Annotated in this window: 20 protein-coding genes and 1 pseudogene; 2 read left to right on the top strand and 19 right to left on the bottom strand. The window is 74.2% G+C overall.

Going from position 1 to position 23,563, the window contains the following annotated elements:
- Positions 1 to 2: 2 nt before the first annotated feature.
- The 4 genes from GA0070617_RS12750 to ald form a co-directional block, all read right to left on the bottom strand.
- Complete coding sequence (locus GA0070617_RS12750; RefSeq protein ID WP_091436753.1) at positions 3 to 1,082, bottom strand: segregation and condensation protein A; 1,080 nt, start codon at positions 1,080 to 1,082, stop codon at positions 3 to 5.
- 65 nt (positions 1,083 to 1,147) lie between these two features.
- On the bottom strand, positions 1,148 to 2,071 hold the full coding sequence (locus GA0070617_RS12745; RefSeq protein WP_091436751.1) for a ParA family protein: 924 nt from the start codon (positions 2,069 to 2,071) through the stop codon (positions 1,148 to 1,150).
- A 335-nt stretch (positions 2,072 to 2,406) separates the two neighbouring features.
- Positions 2,407 to 3,372: a site-specific tyrosine recombinase XerD gene (locus tag GA0070617_RS12740; RefSeq protein WP_091436749.1), complete on the bottom strand. Its 966-nt coding sequence runs from the start codon at positions 3,370 to 3,372 to the stop codon at positions 2,407 to 2,409.
- 19 nt (positions 3,373 to 3,391) lie between these two features.
- Positions 3,392 to 4,507, bottom strand: a complete 1,116-nt coding sequence (gene ald / locus GA0070617_RS12735) for an alanine dehydrogenase (protein ID WP_091446322.1) — start codon at positions 4,505 to 4,507, stop codon at positions 3,392 to 3,394.
- A 224-nt stretch (positions 4,508 to 4,731) separates the two neighbouring features.
- Between ald and GA0070617_RS12730 the strand changes: the two genes are divergently transcribed.
- Entirely contained in the window at positions 4,732 to 5,052 is a 321-nt protein-coding gene (locus tag GA0070617_RS12730; protein WP_308472696.1) for a TM2 domain-containing protein, read from the top strand.
- Positions 5,053 to 5,326: 274 nt separating this feature from the next.
- Here GA0070617_RS12730 and GA0070617_RS12725 read toward each other — a convergent pair whose 3' ends face one another.
- From GA0070617_RS12725 to GA0070617_RS12665, 13 genes and pseudogenes are all read right to left on the bottom strand, one after another.
- Entirely contained in the window at positions 5,327 to 5,932 is a 606-nt protein-coding gene (locus GA0070617_RS12725; RefSeq protein WP_091436745.1) for an NUDIX domain-containing protein, read from the bottom strand.
- Positions 5,929 to 7,647 carry a CTP synthase gene (locus GA0070617_RS12720; RefSeq protein WP_091436743.1) on the bottom strand — a complete coding sequence of 573 codons (1,719 nt, stop codon included), beginning with the start codon at positions 7,645 to 7,647 and terminating at the stop codon, positions 5,929 to 5,931. Before GA0070617_RS12720 ends, GA0070617_RS12725 begins: the two co-directional genes overlap by 4 nt.
- Positions 7,648 to 7,855: 208 nt before the next feature.
- Positions 7,856 to 10,096 (bottom strand): hypothetical protein, encoded by a 2,241-nt coding sequence (locus tag GA0070617_RS12715; RefSeq protein ID WP_373868444.1) that lies wholly within the window; start codon positions 10,094 to 10,096, stop codon positions 7,856 to 7,858.
- A complete protein-coding gene (locus GA0070617_RS12710; protein WP_091436741.1) occupies positions 10,096 to 11,253 on the bottom strand; it encodes a glycosyltransferase family 4 protein in 1,158 nt (385 codons plus the stop codon). Before GA0070617_RS12710 ends, GA0070617_RS12715 begins: the two co-directional genes overlap by 1 nt.
- Positions 11,250 to 12,963 (bottom strand): annotated as a pseudogene (gene murJ / locus GA0070617_RS12705) (murein biosynthesis integral membrane protein MurJ). Before murJ ends, GA0070617_RS12710 begins: the two are co-directional and overlap by 4 nt.
- Position 12,964: 1 nt before the next feature.
- Complete coding sequence (locus tag GA0070617_RS12700; protein WP_091436736.1) at positions 12,965 to 13,831, bottom strand: hypothetical protein; 867 nt, start codon at positions 13,829 to 13,831, stop codon at positions 12,965 to 12,967.
- Positions 13,832 to 13,886: 55 nt separating this feature from the next.
- The gene (locus tag GA0070617_RS12695; protein ID WP_091436733.1) at positions 13,887 to 14,825 is read right to left on the bottom strand and encodes a copper transporter; all 939 of its coding nucleotides are present in this window, start codon (positions 14,823 to 14,825) and stop codon (positions 13,887 to 13,889) included.
- A gap of 26 nt (positions 14,826 to 14,851) precedes the next feature.
- A complete protein-coding gene (gene steA / locus GA0070617_RS12690; RefSeq protein WP_091436731.1) occupies positions 14,852 to 16,030 on the bottom strand; it encodes a putative cytokinetic ring protein SteA in 1,179 nt (392 codons plus the stop codon).
- A gap of 116 nt (positions 16,031 to 16,146) precedes the next feature.
- Complete coding sequence (gene recN / locus GA0070617_RS12685; RefSeq protein WP_091436728.1) at positions 16,147 to 17,904, bottom strand: DNA repair protein RecN; 1,758 nt, start codon at positions 17,902 to 17,904, stop codon at positions 16,147 to 16,149.
- A gap of 165 nt (positions 17,905 to 18,069) precedes the next feature.
- Positions 18,070 to 18,972, bottom strand: coding sequence for an NAD kinase (locus GA0070617_RS12680; RefSeq protein ID WP_091436725.1), 903 nt, complete (start codon positions 18,970 to 18,972; stop codon positions 18,070 to 18,072).
- The gene (locus tag GA0070617_RS12675; RefSeq protein WP_091436722.1) at positions 18,969 to 19,823 is read right to left on the bottom strand and encodes a TlyA family RNA methyltransferase; all 855 of its coding nucleotides are present in this window, start codon (positions 19,821 to 19,823) and stop codon (positions 18,969 to 18,971) included. The genes GA0070617_RS12680 and GA0070617_RS12675 overlap by 4 nt, the downstream gene beginning before the upstream one ends.
- Before the next feature lie 15 nt (positions 19,824 to 19,838).
- Entirely contained in the window at positions 19,839 to 20,168 is a 330-nt protein-coding gene (locus GA0070617_RS12670) for a hypothetical protein (protein WP_373868443.1), read from the bottom strand.
- Between the two features lie 28 nt (positions 20,169 to 20,196).
- Positions 20,197 to 20,868 (bottom strand): hypothetical protein, encoded by a 672-nt coding sequence (locus GA0070617_RS12665; protein ID WP_091436715.1) that lies wholly within the window; start codon positions 20,866 to 20,868, stop codon positions 20,197 to 20,199.
- A 113-nt stretch (positions 20,869 to 20,981) separates the two neighbouring features.
- Between GA0070617_RS12665 and GA0070617_RS12660 the strand changes: the two genes are divergently transcribed.
- On the top strand, positions 20,982 to 21,320 hold the full coding sequence (locus tag GA0070617_RS12660; protein WP_091446320.1) for an SCP2 sterol-binding domain-containing protein: 339 nt from the start codon (positions 20,982 to 20,984) through the stop codon (positions 21,318 to 21,320).
- Positions 21,321 to 21,431: 111 nt separating this feature from the next.
- Here the strand turns inward: GA0070617_RS12660 and GA0070617_RS12655 are convergent, their stop codons facing one another.
- On the bottom strand, positions 21,432 to 22,505 hold the full coding sequence (locus GA0070617_RS12655; protein WP_091436713.1) for an HAD-IIA family hydrolase: 1,074 nt from the start codon (positions 22,503 to 22,505) through the stop codon (positions 21,432 to 21,434).
- Positions 22,502 to 23,398 carry a tetratricopeptide repeat protein gene (locus GA0070617_RS12650; RefSeq protein WP_229688662.1) on the bottom strand — a complete coding sequence of 299 codons (897 nt, stop codon included), beginning with the start codon at positions 23,396 to 23,398 and terminating at the stop codon, positions 22,502 to 22,504. The genes GA0070617_RS12655 and GA0070617_RS12650 overlap by 4 nt, the downstream gene beginning before the upstream one ends.
- Positions 23,399 to 23,563: the final 165 nt, after the last annotated feature.

Genomic DNA, 23,563 nt, shown 5'->3' with positions numbered 1-23,563 from the left:
GATCACTCCTCGCCTCTGCCGGCCACACCCGCTTCGGGCGCACCCACGTCCCCGCCGGCCCCGTCCCGGCCGCCGGTCGACGGACCAGCCCCGGGCGACGGACCAGCCCCGACGGACGGATCCGCCCCGGGCGCCAGACCAGCCCCGGCCGACGGACCAGTCCCGGGCGACGGATCCGCCTCGGGCGGCGGCTGGTCGCTGCCGGCGTACTCGTCGATGGCCAACGCGGGACCGCCGTCGGCCGGGCCGGTCCACCGTACGGTCAGCTCCTCCAGTGCCTGGTCCTGCGTGAACGCGACCAGACCCTCCCGGTACAGCTCCAGCAGGGCCAGGAACCGTGCCACCACCTCCAGGGTGGCCGTACAGTCGGCGCAGAGCAGGCTGAAGGTCGCCTCCCCGGCCCGCCGCAGCCGCTCGGTCAGCACCTCGGCGTGCTCCCGGACGCTCACCCGGACCAGGTGCACGTGGTCGATGGAGACCTCCGGCACCGGCTTCGGTGTCATCGCCCGGACCGCCAGGGCACGCAGCCGCTCCACGCCGATGCCCAGGACCAGGTCGGGCAGTGCCTCGGCGTACCGGGGCTCCAGGGTGACCGCCCGCGGGTACCGCCGGCCGCCCACCGCCTCCAGGTCGGCGATGTGCGCTGCGGCCTCCTTGTACGCCTTGTACTGCAGCAGCCGGGCGAAGAGCAGGTCCCGCGCCTCCAGCAGGGCGAGGTCCTCCTCGTCCTCTACCTGCGCCGAGGGCAACAACCGGGCGGCCTTCAGGTCGAGCAGGGTGGCGGCGACGAGCAGGAACTCGCTGGCCTCGTCGAGGTCCCACTGGTCGTCCATCGCCCGGATGTAGGCGATGAACTCATCGGTGACCTGGTGCAGCGCCACCTCGGTGACGTCGAGCTTGTGCTTGCTGATCAGCTGCAGCAGCAGGTCGAACGGGCCGGTGAAGTTGACCAGCCGGACGGTGAAGCCACCACCGGAAGCGGTGTCACCGCCGGAAGCACTGTCGTCGCCAGAGACGACGTCGACCGCGACCGCCGAGGCGTCGGGCGGGGACGGTTCCGGGGTGCGGAGCGGGACGGTCACCCGACGACCGTAGTCGACCGTCCGGGCAGGTCACAGCGCCGGTACGGGTCACCGCGCCGGTGCACCTACCGCTCCGCCTGCGCGGCGATCACCTCACGGGCCAGTTGCCGGTAGTTGCGCGCGCCGGACGAGGCCGGATCGAGCGTGGTGATCGGGGCACCGGCCACGGTCGACTCGGGGAACTTGACCGTCTTGGTGATGACCGTCTGGTACACCTTGTCGCCGAAGGCCTCCACCACCCGCTGCAGCACCTGCCGGCAGTGCGTGGTCCGGCTGTCGTACATGGTGGCGAGGATGCCTTCCAACTCCAGGTCGAAGTTGAGCCGCTCCCGCACCTTGTCGATGGTGTCCAGCAGCAGCGCCACGCCCCGCAGGCTGAAGAACTCGCACTCCAGGGGGATCAGCACGCCGTGGGCGACGGTCAGCGCGTTGATCGCCAGCAGGCCGAGCGAGGGCTGGCAGTCGATCAGGACGTAGTCGTACTCCTTGCGGATGCTGCGCAGCACCCGGGCCAGGGCCATCTCCCGGGCGACCTCGTTGACCAGCTGGATCTCGGCCGCCGAGAGGTCGATGTTGGCCGGCAACAGGTGCAGACCGGCCACGTCGGTCTTGATCAGGACGTCCTCGGCGGTGACGTCGTCCTGCATGAGCAGGTTGTAGACCGACAGGTCCAGGTTGTGCGGGTTGACCCCCAGGCCTACCGAGAGGGCACCCTGCGGGTCGAAGTCGACAAGCAGTACCTTGCGCCCGTACTCCGCCAGGGCCGCACCGAGGTTGATGGTCGTCGTGGTCTTGCCGACGCCACCCTTCTGGTTGGCCATCGCGATGATCCGGGCCGGCCCGTGCCGGTCCGTGGGCATCGGTTCGGGAATGGGCTTACGCATGGTGTACGCCGCAGGGTCGGCCGGACCGAGGTCCGCGCCGAGCGTCGCCTGCTGCTCTCGGAGCTCCGTCGTCCAGGTCTCGGCACGATCACCGTTGCCAGCCATGTCCTTGTTGCCCCCTCCCGACGACCACCCGGTGCCGGAACCGACCGACGTCCCTCGCGGCGCCGCTACGACACCAGGGCCGGGTCACCCCGGCCTACGCACCAGAACCGGGTTCATCCCGGTCTACGCACCAGAACCGGGTCAGCCCGGTCTACGCACCCCGGCTGTCCGCCCCAGGAGGTCCGCGCCGATGCCGACTGTACGCCACCGGCCGGCGACCCGGTCGGCACCGGTGCGGCGTGTCGGCTCCCCCGCCGACCAGGCAACCCGGCCGGGCAGGGTGGACGTCGACCCGGCAGCCGCGCGGACCGGCGCGGTACGGCCGGCGGGGCGGCTCAGCGGGCCCGGGGGTGGGCGGTGGCGTACACCTCGCGCAGCCGTTCCACGGTGACCAGCGTGTAGACCTGCGTGGTGGTCACCGAGGCGTGCCCGAGCAGTTCCTGCACCACCCGGACGTCGGCGCCGCCGTCGAGCAGGTGGGTGGCGTAGGAGTGGCGCAGGGTGTGCGGCGAGACCGCCCCCGGGCCGTCGACCGGCAGCCCGGCCCGGTCGGCGGCCCGCCGCAGGATGGTCCAGGCACCCTGGCGGGTCAGCGCGCCGCCGCGGGCGTTGACGAAGACCGCCGGGGTGCCCCGGCCGGCGGCGGCCAGCACCGGGCGGGCCCGCACCAGCCAGGCGCGCAGCGCCTCGACCGCGTACCCGCCGATCGGTACCAGCCTGGTCCGGCCTCCCTTGCCGCGCAGCAGCACCGTGCCGGCGGCGACGTCCAGGTCGTCCACGGCGGCGCCGACGGCCTCGGAGATCCGCGCCCCGGTGCCGTACAGGAACTCCAGCAGTGCCCGGTCCCGCAGCGCCAGGGGTGCGCCGTCACCCACCGCGGTCGGTGAGCCGGCGGTCTCCAACAGCCGCACCACCGCGTCGACCGGCAGCGCCCGGGGCAGCCGGCGCGGCGGGGTCGGTGGCCGCACGTCGCGGCTCGGGTCGACGCCGGCCAGGCCCTCGCGCAGCGCGAACCGGTGCAGGCCGCGTACCGCGCTGGCGGCCCGGGCCGCCGACGACGCGGCCAGCGGCGGATGCCCGTCCCCACCGGCGCGCAGCCGGGCCAGGTGCGTCTCGACCTGGCCGGCGCCGACGTCGGCCAGGTCACCGACGCCCGCGTCGGCCAGGGTGCCCAGGTAACGCGCCAGGTCCCGCCGGTACGACGAGAGGGTGTTGGCCGACAGTCCCCGCTCGACGGTCAGGTGGTCCAGGTAGCCGCGCACGGCCCGGCGCAACGCCGGCGTGGGCTCCGGGCGGGTCACCGGTCTGCTCCCCCTGCGGTCAGGCGAGCACGTCGGCCAGGGCGAGCGTGGGCAGACCGTGCGCCTCGGCGACCGGACCGTAGGTGACCTGTCCGTCGTGGGTGTTCAGGCCCGCGGCCAGCGCCGGGTCCCGGCGCAGCGCCTGGCGCCACCCGTGGTTGGCCAGTTCGAGCACGTACGGCAGGGTGACGTTGGTGAGCGCGTACGTGCTGGTGTGCGGCACCGCCCCGGGCATGTTCGCCACGCAGTAGAACAGCGACTGGTGCACCTGGTACGTCGGCTCGTCGTGGGTGGTGGGGCGGGAGTCCTCGAAGCAGCCCCCCTGGTCGATGGAGATGTCGACAAGCACGCTGCCCGGCTTCATCCGGGAGACCAGCTCGTTGCTGATCAGCGTGGGGGCCTTCGCCCCGGGGACCAGGACCGCGCCGATGACCAGGTCGGCGTCGAGCACGGCCCGCTCGACCTCGTAGGCGTTGGAGGCGACCGTCTGCAGGTGCCCCCGGTAGATGGCGTCGGCCTGCCGGAGCCGGGCCACGTTCTTGTCCAGCAGCAGCACCTCGGCCTGCAGGCCGAGCGCGATGGCCGCGGCGTTCATCCCGGACACGCCGGCGCCGATGACCACGGTCTTGGCCGCGTACACCCCGGAGACGCCGCCCATCAGCACGCCCCGGCCGCCGCCCTGACGTTGCAGGTGGTACGCGCCTACCTGCGGGGCGAGCCGACCGGCCACCTCGGACATCGGGGCCAGCAGCGGCAACGACCGGTCGGGCAGCTCGACGGTCTCGTACGCGATGCCGGTGACCTGCCGGCGCACCAGCGCGTCGGTGCACTCCCGGGAGGCGGCCAGGTGCAGGTAGGTGAAGAGCACCTGCCCGGGTCGCATCCGGTGGTACTCCTCGGCGACCGGCTCCTTGACCTTGAGCACCAGCTCCGCCACGTCCCAGACCTCGTCGGCGTGCGGCAGGATCTTGGCACCGGCGGCGGTGAACTCCTCGTCGCCGATGCTTGACCCCGCTCCCGCGCCGGACTCGACGAAGACCTGGTGGCCCGCGCGGGTGAGCTCGTTGACGCCTGCCGGCGTGATCGCCACCCGGTACTCGTGGTTCTTGACCTCGCGGGGGATTCCGACCTTCACGATGTGCACACCTTTCTCGCCGGCCGGGGATCACCCGACTGCGCCGGTGCGCGCCGGCCACGTTGCCGGCGCGGTCCACCGGTCCCGCAGGCGGCAGTCTAGGCCCGCCGCCACTTCAGGGCAGCCAGCAGAGTGACAGCCACTGGCCGGCTGCCCTGACACTGTGTCAGGCCCGGACCGGCCGGCGGTCGAGGCGACCTCAGCCGTCAGGACAGTGTCCGGCCATTATCGTCCGATCACCCACCCCGCGCTGCGGGAGCCCGGCCCGTCGATCACTAATGTGTCGCCTCATGACCACACCTCCGTATCAGCAGTACCCCGGGCAGGTCTCGGACAAGAGCAAGGTCGTCGCGGGCGTCCTCGGCATCCTGCTGGGCACCTTCGGCGCAGGCCGGTTCTACATGGGCGACACCAAGACCGGTGTCCTGCAGCTGGTGGTGAGCCTCGTCACCTGCGGCATCGGCGGCCTCTGGGGCTTCATCGACGGCATTCTGATCCTGGTCAACGGTGGCGTCGACGGGCAGGGCCGCCCGCTGCGGGACTGACCTGCGGGCCCGTCGGTGTGCGGGCCCGCTACGGCGGGCCCGCACACCGACGGGCCCGCACATCGACGGGAAACCCGGGGCCGAGCGGTCACCCGCACGGCCCCGGCCCGGTACGTCACACAGTTCCCTCGTGCCCGTACGTCACGGTCCCCGTACGTCACGATCTCCCAGCCCGGTACGTCATGCACCTCGGGCCCGATGCGTCACACACTCCCCGCGCCCGGTGTGAGCGGGGTACCCCGCTCGACCGGATGCGTTAAGCGGGGGCCCTTCCTTACCCCGGGAGGGGGGCGTCGGGGCGGCGTAGGGCGGACCAGCCGGTGTCCCGGGCCCGCGCGGCGGCCAGCAGGCCGGCCACGCAGGCCGCGTTGGTGATCTCGCCGGCCAGCACCATCGACACCGCCTCGTCCAGGTCGAGCCGGACCACCTGCATGTCGGCCTCCTCGTCGTAGCGCTGGTGACGCCGCTCGGCGGGCACCTCGGCGAGGTCGCGGGCGAGGAAGATCCGCACCAGCTCGTTGGAGAAGCCCGGCGAGGTGTTCAGGTCGGCCAGCACGTCGACCGTCGCGGCGGTCAGGTCGACCTCCTCGGCCAGCTCGCGCAGCGCCGCCGCCGGCAGGTCCTCCCCCTCGACGTCGGTCAGCCCGGCCGGCAACTCCCACAGGTGCCGACCGAGCGGGTGCCGGTACTGCCGGACCAGCACCACCTGGCCGGCGTCGTCGAGCGCCACCACGGCGACCGCGCCGACGTGCCGGACCCAGTCCCGGCCCGCCGTGCCCCCGCCGGGCATGGTGACCTCGTCGCTGAGCACGGTGAAGATCCGGCCGGCGTACCGCTCCTGCCGGGAACGCAGCTCGTAGCGGTGCTCGACGGCGCTCACGACGCGGACCCGGCCCGCGCCGGGGCGCTGTCGACGGCGTCGAGGTCCACCGGCAACTGGTCGGCCTCGGAGTAGTCGATGGCGGCCCGGACGAAGGCGGCGAACAGCGGGTGCGGCCGGGTCGGGCGGCTCTTCAGCTCCGGATGCGCCTGGGTGGCCACGAAGAACGGGTGCAGCTCCCGGTCCAGCTCGACGAACTCGACAAGCCGGCCGTCCGGCGAGGTGCCGGAGATCCGCAGCCCGGCGCGGGTCAGCGCCTCCCGGTAGGCGTTGTTCACCTCGTACCGGTGCCGGTGCCGTTCGCTGACCTCGGTGCTGCCGTACGCCTCGGCCACGATCGACCCCTTCGCCAGGGCCGCCGGGTACGCCCCGAGCCGCATCGTGCCGCCCAGGTCGCCCTTGCCGGCGACGATGTCCTCCTGGTCGGCCATGGTGGCGATGACCGGGTGGTGGGCCTGCTCGTCGAACTCCAACGAGTTCGCCCCGTCCAGCTCGGCCCGGTGCCGGGCCACCTCGATCGCCATGCACTGCAACCCGAGGCAGAGCCCGAGCAGCGGGATCCGGTTCTCCCGGGCGTACCGGGCGGTGCCGATCTTGCCCTCGATACCGCGGACGCCGAACCCGCCGGGGATGACGATGCCGTCCACGCCGGCCAGCGCCGACGCCGCCCCGGCCGGGGTGACACAGTCGTCGCTGGGCACCCAGCGAAGCTTCACCCGGGCCCGGTGGCCGAAGCCGGCGGCCCGGATCGCCTCGCTCACCGACAGGTACGCGTCGGGCAGGTCGACGTACTTGCCGACCACCGCCACCTCGACGGTGTGCCGGGGCTGGTGCACCCGCTCCAGCAGGTCGTCCCAGCGGGTCCAGTCCACGTCCCGGAAGGAGAGCCCGAGCCGGCGCACCACGTAGGCGTCCAGACCCTCCCGGTGCAGCACCTTCGGGATGTCGTAGATGCTGGGGGCGTCCGGGGCGGCCACCACGGCCTCCCGGTCGACGTCGCAGTAGAGCGACAGCTTGTGCTTGAGCTTGTCCGGGATCTCCCGGTCGGAGCGGCACACGATGGCGTCGGGCTGGATACCGATGTTGCGCAGCTGGGCCACCGAGTGCTGGGTGGGCTTGGTCTTCAGCTCCCCCGACGGGGCCAGGTACGGCACCAGCGAGACGTGCAGGTAGAAGCAGTTGTCCCGACCCAGGTCGTGGCGGACCTGCCGGATCGCCTCCAGGAACGGCAGCGACTCGATGTCGCCGACCGTGCCGCCGACCTCGGTGATCACCACGTCCGGGACCTGCCCGTCGCCGTCCGGGTCGGCCATGCCCAGGATCCGTGCCTTGATCTCGTTGGTGATGTGCGGGATCACCTGGACGGTGTCGCCGAGGTACTCGCCGCGCCGCTCCTTGGCGATCACGTCGGAGTAGATCTGGCCGGTGGTGACGTTCGCCTTGCCGGAGAGGTCCCGGTCGAGGAACCGCTCGTAGTGCCCCACGTCGAGGTCGGTCTCGGCGCCGTCCTCGGTGATGAAGACCTCACCGTGCTGGAACGGGTTCATTGTCCCCGGGTCGACGTTGAGGTACGGGTCGAGTTTCTGCATCACCACCCGCAGCCCGCGGGCGCTGAGCAGATTGCCGAGGCTGGAGGCGGTGAGGCCCTTGCCCAGCGAGGAGGCGACGCCCCCGGTGACGAAGATGTGCCTGGTCGTCCGTGCTGAAGGGGCCAACGCCTGCTCCCGTGTCGTCCGTTGCGGTCGTGCAGACCGCCGTGCCGATCAGTGCCGACCAACCAGCCGGGCCGGCTGCGGTCGGAAACGATCACGCGATCCACGGGATTCCACGCTAACACCATGACCCGGACCACTCGCAGGCCGCACCCGACGTCCCACCCGCCCGTGGCCCGCCGGCCGTGGCCACCCGCCCGTGGCCGGCCGGCTATGGCGGGCTGACCCCGGCGGAGGCACCGGCACCGCGGCCACCCGCGGTCGAGGCACCCGCACCGCGGCCACCCGCGGTCGAGGCAACCGCACCACCGTCGGCCCGGCCAGCGGCCGGTACGGCGTCCTGCGGGCGGTCCCCCACCGGCTGGGTACGGTCGGCCGAGTGGTCGAGCACCCGCAGCGCGGCCAGCGCCGCCATCGGCACCACCAGCGCCCCGGCCGCCCCGGCCACGTCCAGCGCGGCCCCGCTCAGTAGCCCGCCGACGAGCGCGGCCACCGCCGTACCGGCCATCGCCCCCCGCATCGCCGGGTAGATCCCGAACAGTCGCTTCAGCCCGCCCCAGGGCTGCAGCAGGGCGAACCACACGAGCAGGGCACCGGCCAGGGCCAGCACGGTCAGCGGGCTGTTGGTGAGCGTCTCGACGTTGGCGGTGCTGGACCGGTGCACGGTGAGCCCTCCGGTGCCGTCGCCGAGCGCGGCGAGGAACCGGCCAAGGCTGCCCCGTTCGGTGGCCGGCCGGCGCAGGTCCAGCACGGCGAAGCCGACGGTCACCGCCAGCGCGGCCATGCTCGCCCAGGCCAACCGGCTGACGGTCAGCCAACCGCCGGCGCTGATCGCCGCGGCGACGCTCACCCCGGCGGTCAGCGCGATCGCCCCGATCGAGTCCGATCCCAGGTACGGGCTGCCGACGACCACCACGGCGAGACCACCGACGCTGACCATGACCATCGGCCGCCAGGCCCGCCGGACCCGCTGGGCCAGCCACCCCGCCGTCAGCAGCGACCCGCCGACGAAGATCCCCAGACCGACCGTGCCGAGTCCGGCGTACCGCCCGCCCTGCAGCGCCGAGTACCCGATCACGCCGTTGAGCTGCAACCGCGCTCCGGTGAGCACGTCCGCCCCGACGACCAGGGTGGCCAACGCGGCGACCACGCCGAGCGGACCCAGTGTGGCGGCGTACCCGGGAGCCAGCCGTACCAGGGTGGTCGCGGCGGCCAGCACCGCGGCGGTGACCACGGCGAAGTACCAGCCGGCGTGCTCGCCCCGCCACCACGGCACCAGGTCGGCCAGCAGGGCCGCCGGCAGGGCCAACGCGGCGGCGACCAGCAGCACCTCCACCACCGCCACCACCCGTCGGGGCACCGGTGCCCGCCCCACCCCGGCGTGCCGGCGGGCGCGGCGCAGCAGGGGCAGCACCGCGATCGCGAGCAGCACCTGCACCACCGCGACGACGACGAAGAACCCGTCGGCCACCCGGCGTTGCGCGCCGGCCTCCCGGTCGGCGTCGGCCGGCGCGGTGATGGCGGTGGCCAGGTCCGCCGGCCGGCCCTCGACCGGGGCCGCCGGCTGGCCGATGAACAACCGTTCCGGCATCGGCCGGCCGAGCACCGCCAGCGCCGTCGGTGCCAGGTCGACCAGTTGCAGGTAGCCCTCCCGGCCCGTGCTGGCCGAGGTCAGCCAGCCCCGCTCCCAGCCGGGCCCGTCGGCCACGGCCACGTGCAACCGGGAGGGTTGCTCGGTGTCGGAGATGCCGGCCACCACGACCAGCGACTGCGGCGGTCGGGCGGCGAGCACCCGGGCCAGGTCCGCGTCGGCGGCCCGCACCGCCTCCGCCCGGAGGGTGGGATCCTCCCCGGTGACGGTGCCCAGGTCCACGATGCTGAGCACGCAGGAGCCGAGCAGCTCGGCCGGATCGGCCGGCAACGCCGGGGCGTACCGGTCCACCCGACCGAACGGCCGGGCCGCGGCCACGGCGGCACCCGGTCCCACCGCGACCGAACAGCGCACCGACTCCGACAGCGCTCCCGGCACCGTGCCCCAGGGCAGCCGTTCCTGGTTGTGCAGGACCTGGGCCTCCTGGTCGGGCAGGTTCGCCCCGATGGAGTCGGGTTGTTCCACGGTGACCTGGCCGGGCGGGCAGACCTGCGCCTGCCGGTTACCGGCCCAGGCCGCGAAGTTGCCGGCGCCCAGGGTCAACCAGCCGTCGACCGGGCAGGTCGGCCGGTGCGCGGAGCGGACCGACAGGGAGCCGATCGAACCGTCGCGGGCCATCCGCCACAGCGTGGGGGTGTGCTCCGGGTCGACGTCGTCCCACCGCAGCCCGGCCATGCCGACGAGCACCACGTAGTCGGCGCGCGGCCGGGGGCTGCCCTGCTCCGGGCGGGCGGTGAGCGCGGTCACCCCGAGCGCCACCACGACCAGGGTCAGCAGGACCGGGGCGAGTCGGCGCAGCATCACCGGCGTCCCGTCGAGGCGGTGCCGGCGTCGGGGGCCGCCGGGTGCGGGGCCAGCTCGGCGTAGAGGGCGGCCAACTCGGCCACGGTGTCCCGCTCGGTCGGCCAGGTGGTGGCCCGGGCCGTGCCCCGGGCGGCCAGGTCGGCCCGCAGCGCGGCGTCGTCGAGCAGGCTGCGCACCGCCGCGTCGACCGCGTCGACGTCACCCGGGGCCACCAGCAGCGCGGCGTCGCCGACCAGCTCCGGCAGGCCGCCGACCGAGGTCGCCACCAGCGGTACGCCGGCACGCAGCGCCTCCTGGGCGAAGAGCTGCCGGGCCTCCCAGTCGCTGGTGACCACCGCCAGGTCGGCCCCGGCCAGCAGATCGGCCACGTCGGTGCGGTGACCGAGCAGGGTCACCGGGGCCCGGGCGGCGGAGATCCGGGCGGCCAGCGACAGGTAGGCCGGTCCGCTGCCGGCGATCACCACCACCGGCGGTGGGGTGCGGGTACGCCAGCGGGCGGCGGCGTCGACCAGCACGTCGTACCGCTTCTGCGGGTGCAGCCGGCCGACGGAGAGCACCAGCGGCTGGTCACCGACGACGCCGAACTCGGCGCGTACGGCGGCCCGACGCCGCCGGGCGGAGGAGAGCGTCGGCGCGGCCACCGGCGCGAGCCGGGCATCGGCCGCGCCCAGTGCCGCGGCCCGCTCGACCAGGTCGGCGGAGGCGCCCAGGGCGACCCGTGCCGACCGGGCCACCAGCCGCTCGGCCAGCCGGGACAGGCCACCGCGCACCCCGCCGGCGAGGACCGCGTTGTGCCAGGTGACCACCAGTGGCGCGGCCGGTCGGGCCAGGACGGCGACCAGGCCGGCCCGCAGCCCGTGCGCGTGCACGACGTCGACGGGTGCGGCACCCAGCGCCCGCCGCAGCGCGGCGACGGCGCGGGCGTCGGCGGGGGTGGGGCTGGCCGGGATCTCCACCGCCTCGAAGCGCGCGCCGACACCGGTGAAGTCGAACTGGTCCTGGGTGGCCGACGGGCCGCAGACCAGCACGCTCGCGCCGGCGGCGACCAGACCCCGGGCCACCGACCGGACGTGCTGTCCCACCCCGCCGGTGCTGGAGGCGAGCAGCAGGACCACTCGGCCGGGCCACCGGGGAGCCGACGAGGCGTCGGTCATCGGGACACCGTCTCCTTCCCGTCACCCCGCTGGAGGGGGTGTGTCGTCCTCGCGCGCCGCGTCGGCACGGTCGCTGGTGTCCCGGCCGCCGACCCGCCGGAGCACCGCGGCGACCCGCCGGAGCACGCCGGCCAGCAACGGTTGCACGTCCCGCCGGTCGGTCGCCAGGGCCACGATCAGAAACACCACACCGACCACGATCCCGGACAGCATGCCCTGACCGAGTGCGGTGAATGTCGTCGGGGTGCCGTCGCCCCGCCCGGCCAGCCACTGCACCACCCCGACGCCACCGGCGGCGGCGAGCACGCCGGCGAGCAGACCCGACGCCCCGGCCCGGCCGACCCCGGCCAGCGCCTGCCGTCCGGCGGTCCGCCGGACGGCGCCGAGCAGCAGCGCGCCGAGCAGCAGCATGCCCGCCGAGTTGGCCACCGTCACGGCCAGCACCCGGTCGGCGCTGGGCAGCAGCGCGGCCAACGGCAGCGCCGCCACCGGGACGACCAGCCAACCGGCGGTGATCGCCAGCGTGGCGGGCCGGGTGTCCCCCCGGGCGTACAGGGCGCGGGAGAGCACCGCGAACACACCGTAACCGAGCAGGCCCGGGGCGTACCCGATGATCGCCTCGGCGGTGGAGGTCGGGTCGGCCGGGTAGAAGATCCGCGCCACCGGGCCGGCGGTGCCCACCAGCGCGGCCGCGCCGAGACTGCTGAACAGCAGCACCCCCCGGGTGGTCGAGGCCAGGGTCCGCCGGTAGCCGGCCTCGTCGCCGGTGGTCGCGGCGGCGGCCAGGCTCGGGTACGCGGCCACCGCCAGCGGCACCGCGAGCACCGCCCAGGGCAGCAGGTAGATGGTCTGGGCCAGGTTGAACACCTGGGGTGAGCCGGTGGGGCCGCCGGCGACCCGGTTGAGCACGACCAGCAGGGCGAGCTGCTGGGCGGTGACGGTGACCGCGCCGGCCACCGCCAGCCCGCCGATCCGGGCCCGCGCGTCGACCGGGAAGCCGTACCCGGCCCGGGGACGTACGGCCAGCCGGCGCAGCGGGATCAGCAGCGACAACGACAGCACCACCACACCGAGGGTGGTGCCGACGGAGAGGACCAGCTCACCGCCGACGCCCACCTCGGCCACCGACGCCCCACGCCCCTGGGTGACGCCGAAGACCGCGTAGACGACGATCACGGTGAGGCTGGACAGCAACGGCGCGAGCACCGGCCAGGCGAACCGGCGGTGCGCCTGGAGCACCCCGGTCAGCACGATGCCGATGCCGTAGAGCGGCAGCTGCGGGGCGAACACCCGCAGCATCCGGGCCCCGGCGGCACGTTCGGCGGCGGACGGGTCGGCACCGATCAGCGCGATGATCGGGTCGGCGAGAAGCGCCACCAGCACCGCCAGCGGCACCAGCAGGGTGACCGTCCAGGTGAGCAGGGCGCCGGTGGTGGCCGCCACCGCCCGCCGGTCGCCGTTGGCCACCGCACCGGCCAGCAGCGGCACCACCAGGCTCGCCAGCGCCCCACCGGCGACGATCTCGAAGATGATGTTCGGCACCGTGTTGGCGATCACGTACATGCCGCCGAGGTCGCTCTTCTGCACCACCCAGGTGAAGACGGCGGTACGGCCGAAACCGGCCAGCCGGGCGGCCACGGTGAGCACGGCGATGAGGGCGGCGGCCCCGGCCAGCCGGCCGGCGCCGGCCAGCGGGGCCGGTGTCGTCACGTCAGTCGGATCGGCGGCCCAGCTCGTCCAGCTCGCGCAGGACGGGCGTGCCCTGGATGACCTTGGTGAAGCTGACCTTCTCACTGGCGGCGGTGAGGCCGGCGAGCACGGTGAGCGCGACCGCCCGGCCGAGCGGTCCGGTCCGGGCGGCCAACCCGACCCCGAGCAGCGCGCCGAGGGCGTTGGCACCGCTGTCGCCGAGCATCACCTCCTCGTCGAGGTCGGCGGCGAGCAGCCCGGCCGCGGCACCGACGGCGCCGGCGGCGATCCCGCCGTGGCGGCCACCGGTCAGCGGCGTACCGATCAGCAGGCCGGACTTGATCGCCCGGCCGGGTCGCAGGTCGAGCAGGTTCACCAGGTTCGCGGTGCCGGCGACCACGCCGGCGCCGAGCAGCACGTCGGCGGCGTGCCCGAGCGGCCCCTGCCGCTGCCGGCGCCGGTGCGCCCGCACCTGCGGGTCGGCGGCGAGCAGGGCGGCGGCGCCGAGCCCGGCCGCCCCCACTCCGATGATCTTGACCAGGCCGGCGGTGACCCGTCCCTGCCGCAGCGCGGCCAGGTGCCCGGCGAATCCCTTGGCGGACTTCTGCTCCGGGCGGGCGCCCACCACGTCGTCGTAGAGCCCGACCGCGCCGGCGCCCACCCCGGCCAGCAGGGCGGCCGAGCCGGCGGCGGCGCTGGGCGCGCCGAGCGCCCCGGCACCGGCGGCACCGACCGCGAGCGCCGGCCCGGCGGCCAGGGTCACCGTCCGGCCGCGGAAGTTGGTCCGCTCCAGCGCCGGCCCGACCGGTGCGGTACGGACCTCCCGCAGCAGGTACCGGGCGGCGGCGGCACCGGCGCCGGCGACCAGCAGACGTCCCAGCAGGCTCACGGGGTCACTCCCGTCACGAGGCGGCGGACTGCGGACCGGACGGCGCGGCGTTGGCTCACTGGGGCAGTTTAGGCATCCTGGCGGCGGCGTTGTCGCCCACGCCGTACTGCCCGGCCTTCTTCTCGGTCAACTGCTGCACCAGCGCCAGGGCGGTGACCAGCTGCCCCTGCGGCGTGTTGGCGTTGTCGACGGTGGAGATGGTCTGCGACAGCACCGGATCGCCCCGGACGATGGAGACCACGTTGCCGCCGGCCGACCCGTTGCCGCCGACGACGATGGCGCCGGTCCGGTCGAACTGCTCGACGATCTTCACCACCGACTCGTCCTTCTTGCCGAAGTCCTTGTCCACGTACGGCTGCCCGCTGACCACCACGACCGCCTCGGCCGGCCCGGTCACGTCCTGCTCGGTGGCGACGTACCCGGCGTTGACGTACGCGGCCAGCACCGCCCGCCGGTCGGCGTCGGTGACCGGCGGGGTGCCCTCGGGGCGGTCCAGCAGGACACTGGCCAGCATCGCGCTGGAGGTCTCCACCCCGTGCCCGTTGCCGGGCAGGCCGGTGGCGGGGGCGGTGGGCCGGGCGGCGGTGTTCGCCAGCTCCATCAGGTTGCTGTTGTTCTCCGGCTCGATGAGCTTGTCCTGCAGGTCGACCCGGCCGGTCAGGTTGGCCCCGGCCAGCCGCAGACTCTGCAGCACCCCGTCGGTGTGGTCCCGCCCGGAGGGCAGGCTGAGCACCACCACCCGCCGGTCGGCGAGCTGCCCCGGCAGGAAGACCTGGGCCATGTCGGTGGCGAACTCCTCCTCCTGCTCCAGTTCCTTCTGCATGTTCTGCACCGACTGGCGCAGCTGCTGGTTGTCCTTGCTCAGCGCGTTGACCCGCTCCTTGATCGAGTCGACCACCGGGCCGTTGAGGGCGGCCGTGCCCACCACCAGGCCGATCGCCAGCGCCAGGAACACCGCGGTCAGGGACACCACGTGGTAACGAAAGTTGATCACGCTTGCAGCCTCTATCGGGTCGGGAGCTAGAAGAGCTGGCCGAGCTGGAACACGAAATTGTCCCACCATTCGGAGGCCACGCCCAAATACGCCTGACCGACGGTGGAGACCGCCACCGCGGAGGCCATCGCGGCCAACGCCGCGAGGACCAGCAGAAGCAGCGAGGAGCCGGAGATGCTCTGCCGGTAGAGCCGGCTGACCCCCTTGGCGTCGACCAGCTTGCCGCCGACCTTCAGCCGGGTCAGGAACGTCGAGGCCATTCCGCCGCGCCCCTTGTCCAGGAACTCGACCAGGGTGGCGTGGGTGCCGACGGCCACCAGCAACGACGCGCCCTTCTCGTCGGCCAGCAGCATCGCCAGGTCCTCGCTGGTCGCCGCGGCCGGGAAGGTGATCGCCGACACACCGAGGCTGTTCACCCGGGCCAACCCGGGCGCCCGGCCATCCGGGTACGCGTGCACGATCACCTCGGCGCCGCAGCGCAACACGTCGTCGGTGACCGAGTCCATGTCCCCGATGATCATGTCCGGGGTGTAACCCGCCTCGACCAGCGCGTCCGCCCCACCGTCGACGCCGATCAGCACCGGCTTGTACTCCCGGATGTACGGGCGCAGCACGTCCAGGTCGGCCTTGTAGTCGTACCCGCGCACCACGATCAGACAGTGCCGACCCTGGACCTGGGTCTGGATCTCCGGCACCCCGACCCCGTCGAGCAGCAGGTCACGCTCCTGCCGCAGGTAGTCCATGGTGTTGGCGGCGAAGGCCTCCAACTGGACCGACAGTCCCTCCCGGGCGTCGGCCATCGCCTTGGCCACCGACTCGGCGTCCTGCAGACTGCCGTGCGCGACCGGCTCGTCACCGATGAAGACCGTGTTGCCCTCGATCCGGACCAGGTCGCCCTCGTGGATCCGTTCGAAGACCCCCTCACCCAGGTCGTCCAGGAGCGGGATGCCGGCCGCGACCAGCACCTGCGGGCCGAGGTTGGGATAGCGGCCGGAGACCGACGGCTTGGCGTTGAGCACCGCACCGACACCGACGGCCACCAACGAGTCGGCGGCGACCCGGTCCAGGTCGACGTGGTCGATGACCGCGATGTCACCGGGGCGCAACCGCCCGGCCAGTCGTTTGGTCCGGCGGTCCAGGCGGGCGGTGCCGATGACCCGGCCCGGTTCCGCATTCCGGGTCCGGCGCAACGTGGGAAGACGCATCCTGACCATCCTGGCATGTGAGGCAGGCAAATCTGACGCGACATGCCTTAGCAGGGCCGCCTACCCAGGGAAGCACACCGGGGCCGCCGCCGGTGTGCTTGCGCTCACAAACCCGGTCAGGAACGGCGCTCCCGGGTCGCCACCGCCAGCAACTCCTCGGCGTGGGCGATACCCAGATCCGAGTCCGGCAGGCCGGCGAGCATCCGGGCCAGCTCACGGGCCCGCGCGGTGTCCTCCACCACCCGCACTCCGCTGGTGGTCACCGCCCCACCGGTGTCCTTGGCCACCACCAGGTGCCGGTCGGCGAAGGCGGCCACCTGCGGCAGGTGGGTCACCACCAGCACCTGGTGACTACGGGCCAACCGGGCCAGCCGACGGCCGATCTCCACCGCCGCCTGACCGCCGACCCCGGCGTCCACCTCGTCGAAGACCAGCGTGGGCGGCCCACCGGAACCGGCGAAGACCACCTCGATGGCGAGCATCACCCGGGACAGCTCACCACCGGAGGCACCCCGCTGCAGGGGCAACGCCGGCGCCCCCGGGTGGGCCAGCAACCGCAGCTCTACCTCGTCGCCGCCGTCCGGACCCACCCCCACCTCGGCGCCGTTCACCGACAGCGTCGGCTCGCTGCGGCCCACCGGCCGGGGCAGCACCGCCACCTCGATCCGGGCGTGCGGCATGGCCAGCCCGGCCAGCTCCACGGTGACCTGCTCGGCGAACCGACCCGCGGCCTCCCGACGCGACGTCGAGGCCCGCCCGGCCAACTCGGCGACCTCGGCGGCCGACCGGGCCGCCTCCCGCTCCAGCTCGTCGAAGAGCTCGTCGGAGGTGTCCAGCTCGGACAGCCGGGCCCGGGCCCGTTCGGCCCACGCCACCACCCCGTCGACGTCGTCGGCGTACTTGCGGGTCAACGCCCGCAGCGCCGCCCGCCGCTCGTGGATCACCTGCAACCGGGCCGGATCGGCGTCCAGCACCGCCAGATAGGCCGACAACTCGGCGGAGACGTCCCCGACCAGGGTCGCCGCCTCCTCCAGCCGCGCCGCCAGGTCACCCAGGGACGCGTCCGTGCCGGCCTGCGCCTCCAGCGTCCGCCGGGCGGTGCCCAGCAACGCGGTGGCGTCCGGGGTCTCGTCGGCCGGCTCCCCCGCCCCGGCGACACACTGGTACGCCAGCTGCGCCGCCGTCCGCAGCCCCTCGGCGTGCTCCAGCCGCCGCGCCTCCGCCTTCAGCTCGTCGTCCTCACCCGGCTGCGGATCGACCCGGGTGATCTCGTCCAGCCCGAGCCGCAGCAGGTCCGCCTCCTGGTGCCGCGCCCGGGCGTTACGCCGCCGGTCGGCCAGGTCGTCGACCACCCGCCGCCACCCGGTGTACGCCTCCCGCAGCGCCTCCAGCAGCTTCTCGTGCTCCGGGCCGGCGAACCGGTCCAGCGCGGCCCGCTGCTCGGCCGGACGCAGCAGGCGCAGCTGGTCGGACTGGCCGTGCACGGCCACCACCTGCTCGCCCACCTCACCGAGCATCGCCACCGGCATGCTCCGGCCCCCCAGGTACGCCCGGGACCGACCCTCCACGGTGACCGTACGGCTCAGCAGCAGCGCCCCGTCGTCGTCCGGTTCACCACCGGCGTCACTGATCCGGGCGTGCACCCCGTCGGCCACCCGGCCGCGCAGCCGCAGCCGCCCCTCCACCACCGCCTTGCCCGGCTGGGCCCGGACCCGACCGGCGTCGGCCCGGCCGCCGAAGAGCAGCCCGAGACCGGTCACCACCATCGTCTTGCCGGCACCGGTCTCACCGGTGATGACGTTCATCCCGTCGGCCAGGGGCAGCGTGGTGTCCTCGATGACGCCCAGTCCGGTGATCCGCAGCTCTTCCAGCACAGCACCCGACAGTAGACGCGGTGCCCGACAGTTGACCAGCCGGCACGACGCACACCACCGGCGCGCCGTCGGTCGCCGACGGTCCGCGGTCGGGCCGCACCGCTGGTCAGCGCGGCGACGGGCGGTCAGCCCGACCGGCGCGGACCGGTGCGCCGCCGGCCGGACTCAGCGGCGGCTGCCGCGCCACCCGTGCACGGGCAACCCGAACTTCGCCACCAGCCGGTCGGTGAACGGGCGGTCGCGCAACCGGACGACCCGCACCGGCAGCGCCCCCCGCCGCACCGTGACCCGCGCGCCCGGCGGCAGGTCGTAGACCCGCCGGCCGTCGCAGGAGAGCACCGCCAGGGTGGTGAACGGGTCGACGGTGATCACGAAGGTGGAGGTGGGTGCGGTCACCAACGGCCGGCTGAACAACGCGTGCGCGCTGATCGGCACCAGCAGCAGCGCCTCCACCTCCGGCCAGACCACCGGCCCACCGCCGGAGAACGCGTACGCGGTGGAACCGGTGGGTGTCGCGCAGACCACCCCGTCGCAGCCGTACCGAGACAACGGGCGGCCGTCGACGTCGACGAGGAGCTCCAGCATCTGGGCCCGCTCGCCCTTCTCCACACTGATCTCGTTGAGCGCCCACGACTCGATTGTCGGTCCGCCGTCGAACTCGGCGGTGATGTCGAGGGTGAGCCGCTCGTCCACCGTGTAGTTGCGCCCGACCACGTCCCGTACCGCGACGTCCAGGTCGTCGATCTCCGCCTCGGCCAGGAAGCCGACCTTGCCCAGGTTGATGCCGAGCAACGGAACCTTGGCCGGCCGGGCCAGCTCGGCGGCGCGCAGGAAGGTGCCGTCCCCGCCGAGCGCGAACACGATCTCGGCGCCCTCGGCGGCCTCCGGCCCGGCCACCGGCACCACACCGGGCAGGTCCAGGTCGTCGGCCTCCTCGGCCACCACCCGCACCTCGAAGCCGGCCGAGATCAGGTCCGCGGCCACCGCCCGGGCGTGCTCGGTGCTGCGGCGACGACCGGTGTGGGTCACCAGCAGCGCGGTACGGACCTCGGGCGTCGGCGGGTTCACCCTGCCACCTCCTCGGCAGTCGGGTCCGGCAACGCGCCGGAACGGACCGGACCCGCCGGACCGGCGGCCACCACGGAACGTACCCGTGCCGGATCGGCCGGTGGCGCGTCCCGGCGTAACCATACGAAGAACTCGACGTTGCCGCTGGGGCCCGGTAGCGGGCTCGCCGCCACACCGGCCAGCCCCAGGCCCAGGCCGGCCGCCGCGGCGGCCACGTCGAGCACCGCCTCGGCGCGCAGCTGCGGATCACGGACCACCCCACCCGCGCCGACCCGCTCCTTGCCCACCTCGAACTGGGGTTTCACCATCAGGGCCAGGTCACCGTCGGGCCGGCTGCACCCGGCCAGGGCCGGCAGCACCAGCCGCAGCGAGATGAACGACAGGTCCGCCACGGTGAGGTCGACCGGGCCACCGATCAGCTCCGGGGCCAGGCTCCGGACGTTTGTCCGCTCGTGTACGCGTACCCGGTCGTCGGTCCGCAACGACCAGGCCAACTGGCCGTAACCCACGTCGACCGCGACCACCTCGGCCGCACCGGCACGCAGCAGCACGTCGGTGAAGCCGCCGGTCGACGCCCCGGCGTCCAGGCAACGCCGACCGGACACCCGCAGCCCCTCGAAGGCGGCGAGCGCGCCGGCGAGCTTGTGACCGCCCCGGGAGACGTACTCGGAACCCGGGTCCGCGCCGGTGACCAGCACCGCGTCGGCGGGATCGACAAGGGCGGCGGCCTTGCGGGCCACCACCCCGCGCACCTGGACCCGGCCGGCCACCACCAGTTCGGTGGCCTGTTCCCGGGACCGGGCCAGACCTCGGCGGACAAGTTCGGCGTCCAGCCGGTTACGACGTGCCACGGTTGTCGGGCCTCCTCAGGCCTGGTCGATGCTGGCGAGGGTCTCCCGCAGCGTCTGGTACGCCGCCTCGTACTGGGCTATCTGGTCCGCCGGGGAGAGTTCGGCGGCGTTCGCCATCGCCCGGACCGCGGCGTCCACCGCCGGGTGCCGGACCTCGTCGCTCCCGTCCACCTCGGCCGGACCGGCCGGGTGGCCACCGGGAGCGCTCGGCGGGCCGGGACGTGGCCCCGACGCGCCCCCTCCCACGCCACCGCCGCGGGGCGGACCAGGGACCGGCCCGGGGCGACCGGCAGGGCCCGGTCCGGGGCGGGGGCCCGGCGGGGGGCCGGGGCGCGGGCCGCTCACCGCCGGCTCCGACGGGGATCCGTGGTCGTCATGCCGCACCGCCGGGCGGCGGGGTACGGCCCGGCGTCGGCCGGGCCGGCCCGGTCACGTCGTCGGGGTGCGGCACCGGTGTCGACGCCGCCGGGTCCTTCCTGACCACGGCCTTCGTCGTCGCCTTCCGGGCCACGGCCTTCTTCGCCACCGGCCGTCGGGCAACAGCCGGCTCGGTCGCCGGCTGCCCGGCGTCGGCCGGCTCGACGACCGGCTTCTTCGCCACCGTCTTCTTCGCCACGGCGCGGTTCGTCATCGGCGGGCCGGCCGGTGCCGCGGCCATCGCGCGGATCGCCGCACCACCGTCGGCAGCCGGCTCAGCGGACGCGGAGGCAGCCGATGCCGACGTTGCGGGCAGGGGCGATCCGGCCCGGGCCTGGCGAAGCTGCTGCTCCAACTCGTGCACCCGGCGGGTCAACTCGGCGACCTCGTCGGCGGTGGCCAACCCGACCGCGCCCAGCGCCCGGTCCACCTCGAACCGGACCAGTTTGGTCAGCGCCTCCCGGTTGGCCATCCCGGTGGAGACCAGTTCCTCGGCGAGTACCTGCAGCTGACCGGCGGTCGCCCCACCCGAGCCGACCACCCGCCGTACGACGTCCTGGGCCCTCTTCCGCGGCGCCTCCGTCAGGCCCATGGCCAACTCGAGGTAGGCGCGCCACGCGTCCTGCATGCCTGAGTCCTTCCGCGGGGGTGGGTGTGCAGGTGCCACGCTACCGGGCACCGGTTGACCTCCCGTGCGGTACGGTGCCGGGAAACGGCGTGGCGTGCGGTGAGGAGACGATGGTGGCCAGCGTGGACGAGTGCCGGCAGGCGTTGCAGGAGTTGTCCGCCCGGTTGGCAAGCAATGCCGCCAGCGTGCGGGAACGGGTCGACCTGGACCGGACGTTGGCGTGCCGGGTCACCGACCTCGGTACCGCCTTCCACGGCCGGCTCACCGGCGGCCAGCTGGTCGACCTGGCCGACGGCGACGACCCGAAGGCGAAGATCGCCCTGAACGCCACCAGCGACGACCTGGTGGCTCTGGTGCGTGGTCAGCTCGACATCGCGAAGGCGCTGGCCGCGCGTCGGATCTCCATCAAGGCCAACCCGTTCGACCTGATGAAGCTCCGCAAGCTGCTCTGAAGCGGGGACCGGCCGCGCCGGACGAACAAGCGGCGGCGGCCACCGGGAGGATCGCCCTTCCGGTGGCCGCCGCCGACACGTCCCTTGTCGGGACCGGACCCGACCCGACGCTCAGACGGACAGGCCCAGGGCCCGTAGTGCCGCCTCCGCCTCCGCCGAGCCGGCCCGGACCCGGGGCGCGGTCGGAGTGGACCCGGCCGCCTCCGGCCCGCGGGACCAGGCCGCCGCGCAGAGTGCCGGCACGGCATCCAGCGGACGTCCCGAACCGGTCAGTTCCAGCACACCGTCGGCGACCGACACCGTCCAACCGCTACCCACCGACGGGGCGTCCGCCGACCGGTCACCGGCGGGCCCGCCGCCGACCCGGACCACGGCCGCCGGGTCGGAGAGCCCGGCCAGGTCGAAGCAGACGTACGTGGGACGACGCTGCGGCCCGGCCGTGAGCAGCTCCGGCACGTCACTGACACCGGTCAGCACGAGCAGACTGTCCAGTCCGGCTCGCACGGCGCCCTCGATGTCGGTGTCCAACCGGTCACCGACGACCAGCGTACGACCGCCGTCGGCGCGCCGGGCGGCGGTGGCGAACAGCGCCGGTTCCGGCTTGCCCACCACCACGTCGGGCTCCCGATCCAACGCGGTACGCAGGACAGCCACCAGTGAACCGTTGCCGGGTAACGGTCCGCGACCGCTGGGCAGGGTCCGGTCGGTGTTGGTGGCGATCCAGAGCGCACCGGCACGGACCGCGATCGACGCCTCGGCGAGGTCGGCCCAGCCCACCAGCGGCCCGTACCCCTGCACCACCGCCACCGGCGACTCGTCGGCGGTGGTGACCGGCTTGAGCCCGACCGCGCTGACCTCGGCGCGCAACGCCTCGGCCCCGACGACCAGCACGGCGGAACCGGCGGGCAGCCGGTCCCGAAGCAGCTCGGCGGCCGCGCCGGCGGAGGTGAGCACCTCCTCCGGCCGGGCCGGTACGCCCATCCCGGTCAGCAGCTGCGCCACGTCCGAGGAACGCCGCGAGGCGTTGTTCGTCACGTAGGCCACCGACCGGCCCCCGGCGTGCAGGCGACCGATCGCCTCCACCGCGCCGGGAATCGGCCGGTCGATGAGGTAGACGACCCCGTCCAGGTCGAAGGCGACCAGTTGGTACCCGTCCACCAGCGGGCCGGTGGGGGCCGCGTTCACCGCTGGTCCGCCGACGAACCAGCAGCCCCGTCCCGCCGCACCGGCTCGGCACCGTCCCGCTCCGAGGCGTCGGCCCCGGTGGTGCGGTCGGCCCCGGTGGCACCGTCGACACCCGTGTCCTCGGCCGCCGAGTCCGCCACTGCCGCCGAGTCCGCCACGGCGGCCGCGTCCGCCTCAGCCGCGTCCTCAAGCCCGAGGTCCGCGTCAGCCGCGCCGTCGTCGACGGTACGGTCCTCGGCCACGGCCGGCACACCGCCCGGGGCACCCGGACCGGTAGCCACGTCCTGCTCGACTGCGGCTTCCTCCTCCTCGTCACCCTCGATCACCACGCCGTCGAGTTCGAGCAGCCGTTCGGCAGCGTCGGTCTCCCCGTCGAGGTCCGCGTCGGCCGCCCGCGAGAACCACTCCCGGGCCTCTTCCCGACGGTCCACGGCAAGCAGCGCGTCGGCGTAGGCGTACCGCAGGCGGGCCGTCCACGCCTCGGTGGACTCACTGGTCAGCTCCCGGACCTGGAGCATCGCCACCGCCGCGTCCTTCTGGCCCAGGTCGCCCCGCGCCCCCGCAGCCACGATCAGCAGCTCGACGGCGACAGCCCGGTCGAGCGCGTCTCGGTCGGCACCACGGAACAGGTCGATGGCCCGTTCCGGCCGACCCAGCGCCCGCTCGCAGTCGGCGATCACCGCGAGGTGACTCTGCGACCCGGTCATCCGGTGGAACGTACGCAGATCGGCGATCGCCGTCTGCCACTCGCCAGCGTGGTACGCGGCCAACCCGACCGCCTCCCGGACCGCGGAGATCCGCGCGGCCAGCCGGCGTGCGGCAACCGCGTGGGCCAACGCCTCGGCCGGATCCTCGTCGATCAGCTGCCCGGTCGCGACCAGGTGCCGCGCCACGGTCTCCGCCACCGGCTTGGCCAGCGAGAGCAGCTCGGCCCGGACCGCGGTGTCGAGGTCGCTCGCCACGATGTCGTCCGGCAGCGCCGGGGACTGCACCCGGTCGGCCTGGTCGTCCCGTCGGTTGTCCCGACGGTCCGGGTAGGTCGCCGCCCCGCCCTCGCG

The organism is Micromonospora yangpuensis (assembly GCF_900091615.1).
Lineage (GTDB): Bacteria > Actinomycetota > Actinomycetes > Mycobacteriales > Micromonosporaceae > Micromonospora > Micromonospora yangpuensis.
The sequence above is the reverse complement of the archived record's forward strand: the minus strand, read 5'-3'. Positions and strand labels throughout refer to the sequence as shown.

Excerpts from the sequence above, each read along its gene's own strand:
- GA0070617_RS12715 (WP_373868444.1), bottom strand. The coding sequence starts at position 10,096 with ATGCTGCGCCGACTCGCCCCGGTCCTGCTGACCCTGGTCGTGGTGGCG.
- GA0070617_RS12745 (WP_091436751.1), bottom strand. The coding sequence starts at position 2,071 with ATGGCTGGCAACGGTGATCGTGCCGAGACCTGGACGACGGAGCTCCGA.
- GA0070617_RS12665 (WP_091436715.1), bottom strand. The coding sequence starts at position 20,868 with ATGCAGGACGCGTGGCGCGCCTACCTCGAGTTGGCCATGGGCCTGACG.
- steA (WP_091436731.1), bottom strand. The coding sequence starts at position 16,030 with ATGCGTCTTCCCACGTTGCGCCGGACCCGGAATGCGGAACCGGGCCGG.
- GA0070617_RS12710 (WP_091436741.1), bottom strand. The coding sequence starts at position 11,253 with ATGACCGACGCCTCGTCGGCTCCCCGGTGGCCCGGCCGAGTGGTCCTG.